The following is a 16,983-nucleotide window of genomic DNA, read 5'->3' as shown; positions in this document are numbered from 1 at the left end:
TGTGCCCGCTGGTTGCGGAGCGCCCGCGAGTAACCGCATGAAGACAACTTGATCATGAAGACAACTTGATACGGCATGCACGGGCCTGACGAATCTCGTCGCGGCATCCGCACGCTGCTCCACGTTGGGGAAGACGCAGGAGCAGACGACAAGGCGGAGGTGTCCGATGGGCGAAGCGATGGGCCGGGGCGTGGTGTACGTCCACTCGGCGCCGGCAGCGATCTGCCCGCACGCCGAGTGGGCTTTGTCGTCCGTTCTGGGCGACCGGGTGGCGTTGCACTGGACCCCCCAGGCGGCAGCGCCTGGTCAGCTCCGCACCGACCTCAGTTGGACGGGCGCCCCCGGCACCGGCGGCCAGCTCGCCAATGCCCTCAAGGCGTGGCCGATGCTGCGGTTCGAGGTCACCGAGGAGCCCAGCGCCGGCAGCGACGGTGAACGCATCTGTCACCTGCCGGGCCGCGGCATCTGGCGCGCGACGACCTCCGCCAACGGCGACGTGATGGTGGGCGAGGACCGGATCAGGGCGCTGCTGGAGCACGGCTACGGCGCCGAGAAGCTGGCGCACGAACTGCAGCAGCTGCTCGGTGCCGACATCGACGCCGAGCTGGAACCGTATCGCCGCGCCGGCGACGGCACCCAGGTCACCTGGCTGCATCAGGTCGGCTGAGCCCGCCGCTGTGACGCCGCTGAACCGTATCGCCGCGCCTGCGACGGCTCGGCCGGCGGCGCCGGCCCGTCCTCTAGCCTGAATCCCTTGGCACAGCACGCCGCTGGCAGTGCCGGCCGGTTGGCCACGGCATGGTGATCGAGGGAGCGGACCGCCGATGAACAAGGCATCGCTGACGGTGCTGCTCAGCGTCATTCTGGTGTTGTGCGCGGGCATCGTCGGCGCGTCGGCGTACCTGATCGGGCGCGACCGGGGGACCGACAGCACGGTCGCCGCCGCCCAGTCGATCGATACGACGCCAACCTCCGGACCCCGGCCACCCGGCCCGTCCGGCCCGCCGCCGGCCAGCTCCGGCGGCCCTGGCGCGGGGGTCGGCGCCTCGGGTCAGCAGTCGGCGGGGCCGTCAGCGCAGCCATCGGCGGCGCAGTCGTCGTCCGCCGCCTCGAGTGCGCAGGAGCCGCCGGTCGATGTGCCGACCGAGGGCGGTGAGTCCACGCAGGTGCGCTTCGCCGACCAGCAGACGGCCGACCAGCCGGGCGCCGCGGCGGTCCGCGACCTGCTGCAGCAGCACTTCAACGCGATCAACACCCACGACTACGCCGGCTGGGCCGAGACCGTCACCTCGGAGCAGCCGGAGAAGATCGATGAAAGCCGTTGGTGGGACGAGTATTCGAGCACCGTCGACACCGAGATCGTGATCGAGGAGGTGCATGACGAACCGCGTCAGGTGGTGTTCTCGCTGCGCTCGCGCCAGGACCCTGAGAAGTCGTTCGACGGGACTTCCAGCTGCACCGACTGGCGACTGACCTGGCCGCTGATCGACGAGGGCTCCGGGTTGCGGGTCGGGGTGGCGGCCGCCGGCTCGGCGCAGCCGCGCGACTGCGACGCCTGACCGCAAGCGCGATGGCCGCCGCGACCGGTGCTGTGGGTGCCGGCGCCGCTCGCCGGGCGCGATGGGCAGGTGTGATGGGGACGGCAGTCCGGCCCGGATGGTCGGCCGCCGTCCGCCGGCATGGCAGGCTGGTGCGGGCCGCGAACCGCGGCTGACCCGAACGCCGTCGCTGCGTTTCCGTGTGAGGTGCGGTGACGTGCGGCCAGGAAGGTTCTGTGTGAGGCATCCCCGTTCCCGCTGTGCCGTCGCCGCGCTGGTCCTTGCTCTGCCCGTGGTGCTGGCCGGGTGTTCTCAGGACGATTCCGCGGGTGATCCGGCGGCGGGACCGTCGGCCGCCGCGGCGATGACCGCGGGCCCGACCGCTACCGGCCGGGCCGAAACCAGCGGCGCCGCACCGAGCACAGGGGCATCAAGCACGGCCGATACCGGCGATGTCGCGGGTGGCGCCTCCGGGAGTACTGGGTCTACTGAGGCTTCTGCGGCTTCTGCGGGTACTGCCAGCACTGACGGAAAGCCTGCGGACAGCACGCCGGCGGCGTCCGGCGCGCCGGCAGCGTCCGCGAAGCCGTCAGCATCGCCGGCCAAGCCGTCGGCATCGTCGGCCAAGCCGGGAGCGTCAGCTGAGGCCGCTAAGCCCAAGCCGCGCATCGGCCCGTCGAAGCAGACCGGTCCGGTGCGGGTGACGGCGGACGACAGGGCCAGGGCAGCTGCGCTGGTCGGGTCGATGACGCCGTTGCAGCGTGCGGCGACCGTGGTGATGCCGACCAATGGTCAGGCCGGCAAGACCGGGGGAGCGCCCTACGGTGCCGTCATCCTGATGGGCACCGACGGCGTGGTGGACGGCACCGGATCCGGTACGCCGCAACGGGTCAAGGCCGCCGCCGACGATCTGCAGCAGCAGTATCGCTCTGGCACAACGGGTCCGCTGCGGGACATCCCGATGCTGGTGGGGGTTGACCAGGAGTACGGCCAGGTGGCTCGCCTGGTCAACGGGTTCACCAAGTTTCCGGGCGCGGGCGCGCTCGCCGGTATCTCGCCGACCGCGAAGGCGGCGTCGACCGTGACCAAGGTGGCGGCGGCCGCCGGCGCCGAAATGCGTGCTGTGGGCGTCAATCTCGACTTTGCGCCGGATGCCGACGTGCTTCCGGTGGACGGGTCGTCGGCGATCGGCGACCGCTCGTACGGCACCGATCCGCAGCGCACCGGCGTGCTGGTGAGCGCCGCCGTGCGCGGGTACCAAAGCGCAGGCGTGGCAGCCACTCTCAAGCATTTTCCCGGCATCGGCCGGATCGCCACCGACACGCACAAGGCGCTGCCGGACCTTTCGGCCAGCTGCGCGGAGTGGAACGAGACCGAGGCCGTTCCGATGCGCGCCGGAATCGACGCGGGTGCCGCCGCGGTGATGACCGGCCACGTGCTGATGCCCGCCGCCGGCGCCGACACCGTACCGGCGAGCATCTCGCCGGCGATCGTCGGAGAGCTGTTGCGCGGCAAGGGAACTGCCGGCTGCGACGGTCTCGGCTTCGGCGGTGTGACGGTGTCCGACTCGATGCAGATGGCCCCGATCGCCAACAGCTTCTCGTCGGGCGAGGCTGCCTGGCGGGCGCTTGCGGCGGGCCAGGATCTGGTGCTGATGCCGATCGACCCGGCCGCCGCGGTGCGGGGCATCGTCGCCGCTGTGCAGTCCGGCGAGCTGCCGTCCCAACGCCTCTCGGACGCCGCAACCGCCGTCCTGGCCCTGCGCATCGCGGTGGCGCGCTACCCGACCCCGCCGCTCAGCGTCGTGAACTCACCGGAGCACCAACAGCTGCTCGCCGAAGTCCGCCGCCTCGGCGCCTGACCAGCACACCTGGTGGTCATGGCACCACCAGTCGGCCGGCGCAGGGGTGGTGGGCATGGCGCACTGTGCCGCGCCGAGCGTCGATCTGCCTCCACAAGCAGCCCACGTCGGTCGTGGAACGGTTGTGACGTGCGGAAAGGTGTGTGATGGCGAGAGGTGGGCTCGCGGGACGTTGCCTCGCGAGACAGCGGTTCGCGGGACGTCCGTTGGCAATTGGCTAGCCGGTCGGGTCATTGGCAGGCAGCGTCGCGCGGTGTGACACCGCGCTGTGGACTGCCCGCCGACGAGCACAACTGTTTCGGTACGTCACAACCGTTTCAGTCTGCTGGAACGGTTGTGACGTGCGGAAAGGTTTGTGATGGCGCACCAAGTGCCCGGTCGTTGTCGTGAGGCCGGCGCAGGGCTGACGGGGACGGCGAACTCTGAGTCGGCCGTCGCACGGGCCGGTGGGCGCGGCGCACTCTGCAGCGCCAGCTGCCCGGGCGAGCGCAGCGAGCCCGGGTAGCCAGCGAAGCCTAGCCGTGCCCATCACCCCGGAGACGGCGGCTTCGTCTGCGGAGCGGCTGCATTCGGGGGAGTCAGCGCAGTGACCTGGGATAGCCTCAGCGGCCGATCATCAATCTGCCCTCACAAGCAGCCCACGCCGGTCGCGGCGCGCATCAATTGCCCCGTCGTGTCGTCAGGCCGGCGCAGGGGTGGTGGGCACGGCGCACTCTGCAGCGCCAGCTGCCTGGGCGAGCGCAGCGAGTCCGGGTAGCCAGCGAAGCCTAGCCGTGCCCATCATCCCGGAGACGGCCGTCGCGCAACAAGGGCAACGCTCACCCACCCCGGAGACGGCCGTGGCGCAACAAGGGCCGTGCCCATCACCCCGGAGCCGGCCACAAACAGCGAACTACAACGGAATATTGGTATGCGCACCACGACCGGCAGGGGCGGCGGCCAACGCTTCGGCCACCCGGCGCCGCGTCTCGGCCGGGGTGATGACCTCGTCCACCACACCGATGTCGATGGCGCGCTGCAGACCACCGAGGCCGCGCTCGTGCTCGTCGGCCAGCTCGGCGATCACCTGGTCACGTTCGTCGTCGGCGGCCGCGGCGATCTTGCGGCGGTGCAGGATGCCGACGGCGGCCTTGGCGCCCATCACGGCGATCTCGGCGTCCGGCCAGGCGTAGACCGCGGTCGCGCCAAGGGATTTGGCGTTCATCGCGATGTAGGCGCCACCGAAGGCCTTGCGGGTCACCAGGGTCACGCGGGGCACGTCGGCTTCGGCGAAGGCGTGCAACAGTTTTGCGCCGCGGCGGACAACACCGTCCCATTCTTGCCCGACGCCGGGCAGGTACCCGGGACAGTCGACGATCACCAGCAGCGGGATGCCGAACGCGTCGCACATCCGGACGAACCGCGCGGCCTTCTCGGCCGACACCGAGTCGAGGCAGCCGCCCAGCCGGAGCGGGTTGTTGGCGACGACGCCGACGCTGCGGCCGGCCAGCCGGCCGAGGCCGATCACCATGTTCGGCGCCCACTTGGTCTGCAGCTCGTCGAGCGGCTCGTCCAAAATCCGGTCGATCAGCGGGCGCACGTTGTAGGCACGGTTCTTCTGTTCCGGCAACATTTTTGCCAGCTCCGGGTCGTCGGTGATGCCGGCGACGCCGGTGATGCCGGGCCGGGAGAACGCCGTGGTGATCTTGCGGGCCTGGGCGTAGGCGTCGTCCTCGGATTTGGCGACGACGTGCACCACGCCGGACTTGCGGCCGTGCGCCGACGGGCCGCCGAGGGCCTCCATGTCGACCTGCTCACCGGTCACCGACTTCACCACATCGGGGCCGGTGACGAAGATCCGGCCCTCCGGTGCCATCACCACCACGTCGGTCAGCGCCGGGCCGTAGGCGGCGCCGGCGGCGGCCGCACCGAGGACGAGGGAGATCTGCGGCACCCGGCCGGAAGCCCGCACCATCGCGGCGAAGACGCCGCCGACGCCGTCGAGGGAGGCAACGCCCTCGGCGATCCTGGCGCCGCCTGAGTGCCACAGCCCGACCACCGGAACCCGTTCCCGCACAGCGGTATCGATGGCGTCGACGATGTGCTGACAGCCCTCGAAACCGAGTGCGCCGCCCTGCCGAGTGGCGTCGGTGCAGTAGGCGATCACCTTGGCGCCGTCGATGCGTCCGCGCACCGCCGACACCCCCGAGGTGTCGGTGGGGTGCAGCGGCACCAGCGTGTCGGCGTCCAGCAGCTTGACCAGCCGCACCTCGGGTTCGCGTGGATCCAGCTGGCGCGGTCCGGCCGTGGTGTCGCCGGTGGCTCCGCCGTCGGCGGAAGTGGCAGGAGCGGCAGTCATGTCAGCGACCTCGGTTCTTCGATGGGGTTCTCGGCCGGATTCGGGTCAGTTCTTGGTGAACGCGAGCACCACGTTGTGCCCACCGAAGCCGAAGGAGTTGTTCAGGGCAGCGCGGAGGTCGGAGACCTCGCGGTTGGTGGTGGCGACGTCGACGCCGACCTTCGGGTCGAGGTCGTTCAGGTTCTTGGTGCCCGGCACGATCCCGTCACGCACCGCCAGCAGGGTGGCGATGCCCTCCACCGCACCGGAGGCGCCCAGCAGGTGCCCCGTCATCGACTTGTTGGCGGTCACCACCGGATGCTCGCCCAGCGCCCGCAGCACGGTGTTGGATTCGGCGATGTCGCCCACCGGGGTGGAGGTGGCGTGCGCGTTGACATGCCCGATGTCGGTGGGGGACAGGTCGGCCGAGCGCAGCGCGCGTTCGATGGCCCTGGTGGTGCCCTCGCCTTCCGGTTCCGGCGCGGTGATGTGGTGGGCGTCGTTGGACATGCCGGCCCCGGCCAGCACCCCGTAGATCTTGGCGCCGCGGGCCTCGGCGTGATCGCGGCGCTCCAGGATCATCGTTCCGGCGCCCTCGCCGAGGATGAACCCGTCGCGGCCGAGGTCGAATGGGCGGGACGCGGTGGCCGGGTCGTCGTTGCGGGTGCTCATCGCCCGCATCTGGGCGAACCCGGCAACGGTGATCGGGGCGATGCACGCCTCGGCGCCTCCGGCGATGGCAATGTCCATGTCGCCGTCGCGGATCATCCGCCACGCCCAGGCCAGGGCCTCGGCGCCGGACGCGCAGGCCGAGACTGGTGCGTGCACACCGGCTCTGGCCTTGGCCCACAGGCCGACGGCTGCGGCCGGGCCGTTGGGCATCAGCATCGGGATGGTGAGCACGGCAACCTTGCTCAGCCCTTGGGTTTCCAGCAGGTCGTCCTGATCGAGCAGCGTCATAGCGCCGCCGATCCCGGTGCCGACGACGGCGCCGAGCCGCACCGGGTCGACCTCAGGTTCGCCGGCGTCGGCCCAGGCCTCGCGGGCGGCGACCAACGCCACCTGCTGGCAGCGATCCAGCCGCCTGGCCTCCACCCGGCTGAGCACCTCGGTGGGCTCGACCTTCAGCCCGGCCTTGATGCGCACCGGCAGGTCGAACGTGTCGACCCACGGCGCATCGTTGCTGCCGACGCCGTTGCGACCCTCCAGTAGGCCCTGCCAGGTTTCCGGTGCTGTCCCTCCGAGTGGGGTGGTGGCACCGATCCCGGTGACAACGACCTGGTCGGCTGAGTTGGCGGAATGCTTGGCGGTCATCGGGTTTCGAGGCTCACTTTCCCGGGTTGCGGGCTGGTCCGGTGGCGGCCGGCGCCGGCCCGGTCGTGGGGTGCGGTGCCGGTGCCGCGTCGGTGCGCGCTGCCGAGAGTTCCGAGCATCAGCGCACCGACGCGCGGGGGCTGCCGCCTGGACGGGTGGCGTCCGGGACGGCAGGACCGCCGAGGCGGTAGCCGGTCCCGGCGGAGGCGGCTGCCGCGCCGGGCCGGGCGGCTGCTACTTGTTGCGCTGGATGTAGTCGACCGCGTCCTGCACGGTCTTCAGGTTGGCCAGCTCGTCGTCGGGGATCTTGACGCCGAACTTGTCCTCGGCCTGAACGGCGATCTCGACCATCGACAGCGAGTCGATGTCGAGGTCGTCGGTGAACGACTTGTCGCCGGTGACGTCGGCGGCCGGGACTCCGGCGACCTCTTCGACGATCTCGGCGAGGCCGGGAAGGATCTCGGTGTTGTCGGACACGTGGTGTTCCTTTCTCAAGGTGGTCGAGCGGGCGATCCACTCGACGCAACGGGCGAATTCTGCCCGATCAGCTCTGCTGCTGGCGCGGTGACCCGCTGGTCGCGGGCCGACTGGTCACGGACAGCGGAAAACCTGTCCGGCGTAGGTGAGTCCGGCGCCGAAGCCGACGGCGAGCACCAGGTCGCCCGACCGGGCGGTGCCGGCCTTGCGCATCCGGTCGAGCGCGATCGGCACGGAGGCCGACGAGGTGTTGCCGGTGGTGACGATGTCGTCGGCCACCCGCAGATCCTCGCGGGCCCCTTCGGCGCGCAGTCGCCTGGCGATGGCGTCGACGATGCGCAGGTTGGCCTGATGCGGCACCAGCACGTCGATGTCGGACAGCTGCACCCCGGACTTGGCGACCGCGTCGAGGGCCAGCTGCGGAATCTTGGTGGTGGCCCACCGGAAGACGGTCTGACCCTCCTGGTAGATCTTGCGCTCCGGCACCGTCGTCCCGATGGTCTCGGTGTGCTCGATTTCGGAGCCCCACACCACCGGGCCGACCTCAGCGGTGTCGCTGCCGGTGATCACCGCGGCGCCGGCGCCGTCGGCGAAGATGATCGCGTTGGCGCGGTCGGTCGGATCGACCCAGTCGGTGAGCTTCTCGGCGCCGACCAGCAGCACGGTGCCGGCCTCGCCGGAGCGGATCAGGCTGTTGGCGTTGGCCAGTCCGTAACAGAAGCCGGCGCAGGCGGCGTTGATGTCGAAGCTGCCGGGCGACACGATGCCGAGCAGCGACGCCACCTTGGTGGACGCCTGCCGGATCTGGGCCGGCAGCGTGCAGGTCGCGACCATCACGGTGTCGATGTCCGACGGGCGCAGGCCCGCGTCGGCAATGGCCTGCTCACCGGCCTTGGCGCCCATCTGCTCGACGGTCTCGTCCGGCGCGGCGAAGTGCCGCTCCGCGATCCCGACCCTGGTGCGGATCCACTCGTCGTTGGTGTCGATGGTCTTGGCCAGCTCGTCGTTGCTGACGACTCGCTCGGGTCGGTAGTGCCCGAGGCCGACGACCTTCGATCCCTGGCGCCCGGTTGCGGTGTTGAGGGTGACGCTCATGCGGCGGCTCCTGCGTGTTCGGTGATGAAGGCGGCTGCGGCCGGCAGATCGTCCGGTGATTTGACGGCCAGCGTGGCAACGCCCTTCAGCTGGCGTTTCGCCAGGCCGACGAGGGTGCCGGCGGGCGGCAGTTCCAGCAGCCCGGTGACGCCGAGCTCGGCGATGGTGTCCATGCACTTGTCCCAGCGCACGGGTGAGGTGAGCTGCCGACTCAGCAGCTCGAGGTACTCGCCGCCGGAGCCGATGGCCCTGCCGTCGGCGTTGGTCAGCAGGACGGCGGTCGGGTCGGCGGGGCGCAGCTGCGCCAGTACCCCGGCGAACTCCTCGCGCGCCGGTTCCATGTAGGCGGTGTGGAAGGCGCCGGCGACCGAGAGCGCGATCACCCGCATGCCCTCCGGGGGTGCGGCGACCAGCTCGTCGATCTGTGACCTGGTGCCGGCGGCGACCACCTGCCCGGCCCCGTTCACGTTGGCGCCCACCAGGTCTCGCTCGTTCAGCGTGGCCAGGACAGCGTCGATGTCCGGGTTCATCACGGCCGCCATCGAGGTCGGGGTGAGGGCGCTGGCCGCGGCCATGGCGCGACCGCGGGTGGCGGCCAGGGCGGTGGCCTCGTCGGCGCTGATGACTCCGGCGACGGCGGCGGCCGCCAGTTCGCCGACGCTGTGCCCGGCTACCACAGTGCCGTTTCCGCTCGGGATCGACAGCTGGCCGGCTGCCAGCAGCGCGGTGGCGACCACCAATGGCTGGGTGACGGCGGTGTCCTTGATCTCGTCCGCGTCGGCGGTGGTGCCGAGCCTGGCGAGGTCGAGACCGGCGGCGTCACCCCAGGCGGTCAGCTGCTCGGCGACGCCGGGCAGCTCCAGCCAGGCGGACAGCATTCCGGGTTTCTGGGCGCCCTGACCGGGCGCGACGATGGCCAGCACGCCCGTCAGTCAATCAGCTTTCGGGCATCGGTATCGAATCGGCCGGCTACCAAACTCGACCCGGCGACTTTGTAGGAACCAACCAAAGGAATCGGCCGGTCCGGCCAAGGCTGCCGGCTAGTCGGGAAGTGGGGTCGAGCCGACCGGCAGCAGCCCGGCGGCCACCAGCGCCACCGTGCTGGCGACGGCAAGGGACTGCACCAGTAGCAGCCCGATCAACACCAGGAGCTGGGTGGCGCCCGCCTGCCATGCCGAGCCGCCGCCCAGCAACACCCCGACGAAGGCGCCGGGCAGGGTGACAAGGCCGACGGTGCGGGTCTGGTCCTGACCGGGGACCAGGGCCAGCGCGGCGGCCGGCCGGCCCAGTTCCAGCACGCCGTCCCGGCGCCGCATGCCGAGGGAAAGCATCGCCTCGTACTCGCCGCGCCTGCCGGTCAACTCTTCACGCAGCCGGCGCCCGGCCAGCGCGGTGGCCACCATGGCGTTGCCGATCAGGATGCCGGCGGTCGGCAGCACCGCGACCGGCTGCGCGGGCAGTACCCCGGACGCCACGATGATCGCCATGGTGGGCAGCACCCCGGCGACGATGGCGACGCCGGCCCACAGCCCGCGGCCCACCCGGCGGCCGCTGATCCGGTAGCTGGCCGTCACGGTGGCCACCCCGAGCATCAGCAGCAGAAACGCGACGGTCAGCCACATCGACCGCAGCACGAACACGATCACGGCGCTGACCGCCGCCAGCTGTGCGGTGGCCCGCGCCGCGATGATCAGGTTGTCCCTGGCCCGGCCGAGCCCGGCGACGTGGGTGACCGCCGCCGCGCCGCCGGCCAGCACCAGCAGCACGATCGCGAGCGGGAACCCGACGGTGACGTTCACTCCCGTCGCCCTCAGCTGCCCTGCACCGCGCCGGCCGGCAGCGACCCGAGCACCAGCGCGATCCGCAGCGTGAACTGGTCGCGGGCGTCCCAGGGGTCGAGCCCGGTGAGCTCGGCGACCCGGCGCAGCCGGTAGCGCATGGTGTTCGGGTGCACGAACAGTGTGCGGGCCGCCGGTTCCAGCGCGCCGGCGTGGTCGAGGTAGCTGCGCAGCGTCGGCAGCAGCGGCGACCCTGCGGTCTCCAGCGGGGCCATCAGTTGCCGCAGCTGTTCGGCGGCTGCGCCGTCACCGGCCACCACGCGTTCGGCCATCAGGGCGTCGGCGGCGATCAGCCGGGGGGCGTCCGGCCGGGCGGCGACTACCGCCAGGCCGGCGAGCGCCTCGGTCGCCGAGTGCACCGCACCTGCCATGCCGGCGGCGGCCGGGCCGATCACCACCGGACCAGGGCCGAACAGCCGCAGCAGCTGCTCATCCGGGGCGCTGCCCCGGTCGGTCGCACCGTGACTGCCGGGGACGCTGGACAACAACACCACCAGTCGGGTGCCGTGGACGCCGGCCAGCGCCGGCCGGCCGGCGCGGGAGTACTCGTCGACCGCGTCGACCGCTGCTTGCGGGTCGCCGGGCGGTGCCGCGCCGACCAGCACGACGGCGGGCGCGGTGCTGTCCCAGCTCAGGGCGGCGGCGTGCGAGGCCAGCTCTTCGGGATCCTGCCCGCGCACCAACCCGTCGACAATGGCGGCGGCGATGCGGGCGTCCCAAGCGCCCCTGGTTTCCGCGGCGGCTGCGTACAAACCCGCTGCGGCGAAGGCGATCTCGCGGCTGTACCGCAGCAGCGTGTCGGCCAGTGCGGCTCGCTCGGCCGGTGAGTCACCGAGCGCGGGAATGTGCTCGTCGGCCACCGAGATGGACAGCCGGACCAGCTCGACGGTGCGCCGGAAGGTGACCTGGCGCAGCAGTCGCCGGGGTGCGGCACCGAAAACCTGTTCGGTCAGCCGTGCAGTGGGGGAGCCGTCCAGCCAGCTGACGTAGCCGGCGATACCGGCCTGGGCTACCAGCGTCACCCACGAGCGTTGCTCTGCCGACAGCGCGCGAAACCACGACAGGCGCGCATCCATGGCAGCGATCGCCCTGGTCGCGAGCGCGGAGGCGGACCGCTCCACCCTGCGCAGCGTTTCCGGGCCGATGTCGCGGCGGCGGGAGGCCGCGGCGTCGCCAGCAGGCTCGGCAGCGGCCGGCTGGCCGTCCGGTGCGTGCTGGTGACTGCCAGGGAGCGTGCCGCGGTCAGCCGTCATGATGGCCAGCCTGGCACGACCGAGTACCGCGCCGTTGCGGCACCCGGTCGTGGTCTCTCAGGCAGGCGTGACGTTGGCCGCCTGCGGGCCCTTGTCGGACTGCTCGACCTCGAAGGTGACCGTCTGGCCCTCTTCGAGTGAGCGGTACCCGGATCCGGAGATCGCGCTGTAGTGCACGAAGACGTCACCGGAGCCGTCGTCAGGGGAGATGAAGCCGTAGCCCTTCTCCGCGTTGAACCATTTGACCGTTCCCTGCGCCATGCTGCTCTCCTCAAAGAGCTAGTCCGACACCGGATCTCCCGGCGACGGGGTGATACACCTCAGCGGCCCAAGTCTCCGCCGGAGGGGATGCGCCTTACTCGCCGAGCCGAAATGCAAAGCCGAGGAAGAGCAACAACGAGGGGAGGCTACCGCGCGGCTGCGCTTGGCGGAAGACGCTGCGCTGCCTCGGTCACAACGTGACCACATCGTCATCTTTGATCCGCCGCCGGTTGCGCTGCGCCAGTCAGCTGTATCAGATTCTTTGTCCAATCTTGGTCGATGTCATTGTCGGCCCGAGGCCGGACGCCGGTGTGGTGGGGCCGCGGATCCGTTCTGCGGTAGCGGTTTTGCTCCGCTGTGCCGTGCCTGTCGGCAACTGTCGGCAGCTGTCGGCCACTGTCGGCAACTGTCGGCAACCGTGGGCACGGGTCGGGCAGCCGGCGGTCGGAGCCCAAGTCGCCAGCTGTCCGAACAACGATGTGAAGCACTTAGATGGGGCAGCGGGACGAAACGGGACAATCGTCCCGCACGCTGGTAGGGCCGTGCCGCCGCGGCACTGCCGCTGCGCCGCCGTCGGCCGCGGCCCGCCGTACTGCGCCGGCCGGTTTGACCGTGCCGCCGCGGCACGGTGTCTACTGCGGCAGTGAGAGCAGCGGGATCATCGGACTCGGGTCGCCCGCCCGGAACTGCCGCGCGCGGCGACCGGGGAGAACCGGCAGCTGCCGGCATGACGAACACCGACCGCCGACTCACCGGCTGGAGCACCAGCGAGGTGGCCAGGCTGGCCGGGGTCAGCCTGCGCACGGTGCGGTACTACCACGAGGTCGGCCTGCTGGCGGAGCCGGAACGAAGGACCAACGGCTACAAGGCTTATGGCGCGCTGCACCTGATCCGGCTGCTGCGGATTAGGCGACTCACCGAGATCGGCTTCACCTTGGCGCAGATCCGGGAGTTGGACAGCAAGGGCCCGCAGGCCGATGCGCTCTTCCGGTCACTCGATGCGCAGTTGTCGGAACGGATCGAGCAGTTGGAGCAGATCCGCCGCGACCTGCAACAGGTGCTCAGTAACGAGGTGCACCGCGGCATGCCGCCGGGCTTCGCCGATGTCGAGACCGCCGCAACGCTGACCGATACCGACAAGGCGACGTTATTCGTCCTCAGCCGGCTGCTGCCCGAACACCGACAGCGCCGGTTGCGGGAATGGCTGAGCACCGCTGTCGACTCCGATGCCGACGCCGACTTCGAGCGGCTGCCGGCGGACGCCGGCGAGGCGGAACGCGCCGAACTGGCCGTCCGGATGCTGCCGGCCGCCCGCGCCGCCAAACAGCACCGGCCCGCCGATGAGGCGCCGGTTGCGGCGGCCAGGGACATCGGGTTGGCGCTGCGCGACATCTACAACGCGGCGCAGCTGGACGTTCTGGTGCGGGTGTCGAGGGCTCTTGAGGCCGAATCCGCCGAGCACTGACTGCGCCGAGCACTGACTGCGCCGGGCACTGACTGCGCTGCGCGCGGCCGAGGAAATCAAGAAGAAGTAGCCGACGAGAGGAAGTCCCATGACGATCAGCATCAGCGCGCGCAGGGCCGGGTTGCTGTCCTTCGAGATTCGGACCGCGGGCGGGCAGGTGAGCAAGCTGCCGAAGCGGTTCCTCCGCAACGGTGGCGAGCTGAGCGGCTATCGGTTCGTCCCGCAGGACTCCGGGGCAACCCTGCAGGGCGGTGCCGGTAGCAGCGTCACCGCGGTCCGGACCGGCGCCGGCAAGTGGACACTGTCTGCCTCCACCGGACAGTTCGAGCTGCGCAGTGCGCACGGTTCCGCCGACCTCGTCGAGGGCAGCGGCAGCGTCGTGGCTCAACTCGAACCGTCGGGCTCGGGCGGGCACACCGTCACCGCACGCACGGATCAGGTGACCGAACCCGTTGCGTTGCTGGCATTGCTGCTGGTGCTGGCGCGGCGCCGCAAGGCGAAGCGGTTCGCGGCCGCCATCCGCTGACCTGCTGGACTCAGCGGCTGCCGATCGGGCCGGGCGCGCTGGCACGCGCCCGGCCCCATCGGTCAGGACTCGCCGCCGGCGTTGCCGGACGAGCCGGCCGATGCGTCGTGCAACTGGTACTTGGCCGCGGCTTCCGCCGCCGCCCCCTGCCGGTACTCGCCGCGCTTCTCCAGGGCGGACAGGGTGGCGACCACCATCGACGGCCCGTCGATCAGGAAGTGCCGGCGGGCAGCCGGGCGGGTGTCGGAGAAACCGAACCCGTCAGCGCCGAGCGCGACGTAGTCGCCAGGCACCCACGGCGCGATCTGGTTCTGCACCGCGCGCTGGTAGTCGCTGGTGGCGATCACCGGGCCGGGCTGGTCGGCCAACGCCGTGGTGACGTGCGGCTGCCCGAAGTCCTTGTCCGGTTCCAGAAGCCGTTGCCGCTCAATCACTTCGGCCTCGCGGCGCAGCTCCGACCAGCTGGTGACGCTCCAGACGTCCGCGGCGACGTTCCAGTCGGTGGCCAGCAGCTCCTGGGCCTCCAGCGCCCAGCGGACGCCGACCCCGGACGCCAGCAGCTGTGCCCTGGCCTTGCCGTCGGTTTCGGTGACGGCCGATGCCGGCTTCAGCAGGTACATGCCCTTCAGAAGTGCTGCCACATCGAGGTTCTCGGGCTGCGCCGGCTGCACGTACGGCTCGTTGTACATGGTGATGTAGTAGACGACGTCCTCACCCTGCGGGTGCTGCTCGTTGCGGCCACCCTCGCCGTACATGCGGCGCAGCCCGTCCTTGACGATGTGCCCGATCTCGTAGCCGTACGCCGGGTCGTACGCCACCACGTGCGGCATGGTGGCCGCCAGCAGATGCGAGTGCCCGTCGGCGTGCTGCAGACCCTCACCGGTGAGCGTTGTCCGCCCTGCGGTGGCGCCGAGGATGAACCCGCGGGCCATTTGGTCGCCGGCCGCCCAGAGCCCGTCGCCGGTGCGCTGGAACCCGAACATCGAGTAGAAGATGTACATCGGGATCAGCGGTACGCCGTGGGTGGAGTAGGTGGTGCCGGCGGCGGTGAACGTCGCCACCGAACCGGCCTCGTCGATGCCCTCGTGCAGGATCACGCCCTGCTCGGACTCCTTGTACGCCAACATCAAATTGGCATCTACCGCCGTGTACAGCTGGCCGGACGGGTTGTAGATCTTCTGCGAGGGGAACAGTGAATCCATCCCGAAGGTGCGCGCCTCGTCCGGGATGATGGGCACGATCCGATCGCCGACGGCCTTGTCCTTGAACAGGTCTCGGACCAGCCGGACGAACGCCATGGTGGTGGCGACCTCCTGCTTGCCCGAGCCCTTCGCCACCGCCTCGAACGCCTTCGGGTCGGGATCGGGCAGTACCGGAGCCTGCGCCCGGCGCTGCGGCACGAAACCGCCGAGCTTGCTGCGGCGCTGCTTGAGATACGCGATCTCGGCGGAGCTGTCGCCCGGGTGGTAGTACGGCGGCGCGTACGGATCGGCCTCGAGCTGCTCGTCGGAGATCGGGATGTGCAGCTCGTCCCGGAACGACTTGAGGTTGTCGAGGGTCAGCTTCTTCATCTGGTGGGTGGCGTTGCGACCCTCGAAGCTGGAACCGAGGTGGAAGCCCTTGATGGTCTTGGCCAGGATCACCGTCGGCTGTCCGACGTGCTCCATCGCCGCCTGGTAGGCCGCGTACACCTTGCGATAGTCGTGCCCGCCGCGGCGCAGATTCCAAATGTCGGCGTCGGACATGTTGGCCACCATCGACTTGGTGCGCGGGTCACGGCCGAAGAAGTGCTCGCGGACATAGGCGCCGTCGTTGGCCTTGTAGGTCTGGTAGTCGCCGTCGGCGGTGGTGTTCATCAGGTTGACGAGAGCGCCGTCGCGGTCGGCTTGCAGCAGCGCGTCCCACTCGCGTCCCCAGATCACCTTGATGACGTTCCAGCCGGCACCCCGGAAGAACGCCTCGAGTTCCTGGATGATCTTGCCGTTGCCGCGGACCGGGCCGTCCAGCCGCTGCAGGTTGGCGTTGATCACGAAGGTGAGGTTGTCCAGCCCGTCGATGGCCGGTACATGGATCAACCCGCGCGACTCCACCTCATCCAGCTCGCCGTCGCCCAAGAAGGCCCAGACGTGTTGCTGCGAGGTGTCTTTCAGGCCGCGATGGTGCAGGTAGCGATTCACCCTTGCCTGCTGGATGGCGTTCATCGGGCCGAGCCCCATGGACACCGTCGGGTACTCCCAGAAGTCGGGCATCAGCCGCGGGTGCGGGTAGCTGGGCAGCCCGCCGCCGGGATGGCTCACCTCTTGCCGGAAGCCGTCGAGATCGTTCTCCGACAGCCGTCCTTCGAGGAACGCGCGGGCGTACATGCCGGGGGAGGCGTGCCCCTGGAAGAACACGTGGTCGCCGCCGCCGGGATGGTCCTTGCCGCGGAAGAAGTGGTTGTAGCCGACCTCGTACAGGGTGGCGGAGGAGGCGTAGGTGGAGATGTGGCCGCCGACGCCGATGCCGGGACGCTGCGCCCGGTGCACCATGATCGCCGCGTTCCAGCGGATCCAGGAGCGGTAGCGGCGCTCCAGCTCCTCGTCACCGGGGAACTCGGGCTCCGCGGTGGTCGGGATGGTGTTGATGTAGTCGGTGGTGGTCAGCGCGGGCAGCCCTACGTGCTGTTCCCGCGCCCGGCCGAGCAGCCGCTGCATCACGTAGCGGGCGCGCTGGCGGCCGCCCGCCGAGAGCATGGCGTCGAACGAGTCGAGCCACTCCTCGGTCTCCTCCGGATCGATGTCCGGCAGCTGGGCGGCCAGGCCGTCGCGGATCATCGAATGCAGTTGGGTACCGGCTGGCTGCTGGGCCTGCCCTGGTGCGGCCGAACCGTTCTGTGGGCCTGTCAAGGGATCTCCTCGTCACCTGCGGGAGCCCGTGTGCGGCCGGGTTCACGGCCGCGTTGCTCCCGGTTCAGTTCTGTTGTTTGGTGTCCGTATCCATCTTCCCTCACTGGGGCGACCGACCGCACCCACCCCTTGGGCAGCATGGCCTTCTGGCGG

General features: G+C 70.5%; 14 protein-coding genes. 5 read left to right on the top strand and 9 right to left on the bottom strand.

Annotated elements, in window-relative coordinates; translation table 11 throughout:
- Nucleotides 1–166: 166 nt before the first annotated feature.
- The 3 genes from HKD39_RS17660 to HKD39_RS17650 all read left to right on the top strand — a co-directional run bounded on the left by HKD39_RS17660 (nt 167) and on the right by HKD39_RS17650 (nt 3,399).
- The gene (locus HKD39_RS17660; RefSeq protein WP_246233125.1) at nt 167–667 is read left to right on the top strand and encodes a DUF3145 domain-containing protein; all 501 of its coding nucleotides are present in this window, start codon (nt 167–169) and stop codon (nt 665–667) included.
- Between the two features lie 157 nt (nt 668–824).
- Nucleotides 825–1,559 carry a hypothetical protein gene (locus tag HKD39_RS17655; protein ID WP_171201191.1) on the top strand — a complete coding sequence of 245 codons (735 nt, stop codon included), beginning with the start codon at nt 825–827 and terminating at the stop codon, nt 1,557–1,559.
- 673 nt (nt 1,560–2,232) lie between these two features.
- On the top strand, nt 2,233–3,399 hold the full coding sequence (locus HKD39_RS17650; protein ID WP_171201190.1) for a glycoside hydrolase family 3 N-terminal domain-containing protein: 1,167 nt from the start codon (nt 2,233–2,235) through the stop codon (nt 3,397–3,399).
- Nucleotides 3,400–4,291: 892 nt separating this feature from the next.
- Here HKD39_RS17650 and HKD39_RS17645 read toward each other — a convergent pair.
- From HKD39_RS17645 to HKD39_RS17610, 8 genes are all read right to left on the bottom strand, one after another.
- The gene (locus tag HKD39_RS17645) at nt 4,292–5,737 is read right to left on the bottom strand and encodes an acyl-CoA carboxylase subunit beta (protein WP_171201189.1); all 1,446 of its coding nucleotides are present in this window, start codon (nt 5,735–5,737) and stop codon (nt 4,292–4,294) included.
- 45 nt (nt 5,738–5,782) lie between these two features.
- Entirely contained in the window at nt 5,783–7,030 is a 1,248-nt protein-coding gene (locus HKD39_RS17640; RefSeq protein WP_171201188.1) for a beta-ketoacyl-[acyl-carrier-protein] synthase family protein, read from the bottom strand.
- 234 nt (nt 7,031–7,264) lie between these two features.
- Nucleotides 7,265–7,507 (bottom strand): acyl carrier protein, encoded by a 243-nt coding sequence (locus HKD39_RS17635; protein ID WP_171201187.1) that lies wholly within the window; start codon nt 7,505–7,507, stop codon nt 7,265–7,267.
- Nucleotides 7,508–7,621: 114 nt separating this feature from the next.
- The gene (locus HKD39_RS17630) at nt 7,622–8,602 is read right to left on the bottom strand and encodes a beta-ketoacyl-ACP synthase III (RefSeq protein ID WP_171201186.1); all 981 of its coding nucleotides are present in this window, start codon (nt 8,600–8,602) and stop codon (nt 7,622–7,624) included.
- Nucleotides 8,599–9,525 (bottom strand): acyltransferase domain-containing protein, encoded by a 927-nt coding sequence (locus HKD39_RS17625; RefSeq protein WP_171201185.1) that lies wholly within the window; start codon nt 9,523–9,525, stop codon nt 8,599–8,601. The genes HKD39_RS17630 and HKD39_RS17625 overlap by 4 nt, the downstream gene beginning before the upstream one ends.
- Nucleotides 9,526–9,642: 117 nt before the next feature.
- A complete protein-coding gene (locus HKD39_RS17620; protein WP_212754716.1) occupies nt 9,643–10,401 on the bottom strand; it encodes an ABC transporter permease in 759 nt (252 codons plus the stop codon).
- Between the two features lie 11 nt (nt 10,402–10,412).
- The gene (locus HKD39_RS17615; RefSeq protein WP_171201184.1) at nt 10,413–11,693 is read right to left on the bottom strand and encodes a PucR family transcriptional regulator; all 1,281 of its coding nucleotides are present in this window, start codon (nt 11,691–11,693) and stop codon (nt 10,413–10,415) included.
- 57 nt (nt 11,694–11,750) lie between these two features.
- On the bottom strand, nt 11,751–11,954 hold the full coding sequence (locus HKD39_RS17610) for a cold-shock protein (RefSeq protein ID WP_171201183.1): 204 nt from the start codon (nt 11,952–11,954) through the stop codon (nt 11,751–11,753).
- Nucleotides 11,955–12,681: 727 nt separating this feature from the next.
- On the opposite strand from HKD39_RS17610, the gene HKD39_RS17605 reads away from it, so the two are divergent.
- Nucleotides 12,682–13,419 (top strand): MerR family transcriptional regulator, encoded by a 738-nt coding sequence (locus tag HKD39_RS17605; protein WP_171201182.1) that lies wholly within the window; start codon nt 12,682–12,684, stop codon nt 13,417–13,419.
- An 88-nt stretch (nt 13,420–13,507) separates the two neighbouring features.
- Entirely contained in the window at nt 13,508–13,945 is a 438-nt protein-coding gene (locus HKD39_RS17600; RefSeq protein WP_171201181.1) for a hypothetical protein, read from the top strand.
- 62 nt (nt 13,946–14,007) lie between these two features.
- Here HKD39_RS17600 and aceE read toward each other — a convergent pair whose 3' ends face one another.
- Entirely contained in the window at nt 14,008–16,758 is a 2,751-nt protein-coding gene (gene aceE, locus HKD39_RS17595; protein WP_171201227.1) for a pyruvate dehydrogenase (acetyl-transferring), homodimeric type, read from the bottom strand.
- Nucleotides 16,759–16,983 lie beyond the last annotated feature (225 nt).

It is taken from the genome of Nakamurella aerolata, assembly GCF_013002705.1.
In the GTDB taxonomy this organism is placed as follows: Bacteria; Actinomycetota; Actinomycetes; order Mycobacteriales; family Nakamurellaceae; genus Nakamurella; species Nakamurella aerolata.
The sequence above is the reverse complement of the archived record's forward strand: the minus strand, read 5'-3'. Positions and strand labels throughout refer to the sequence as shown.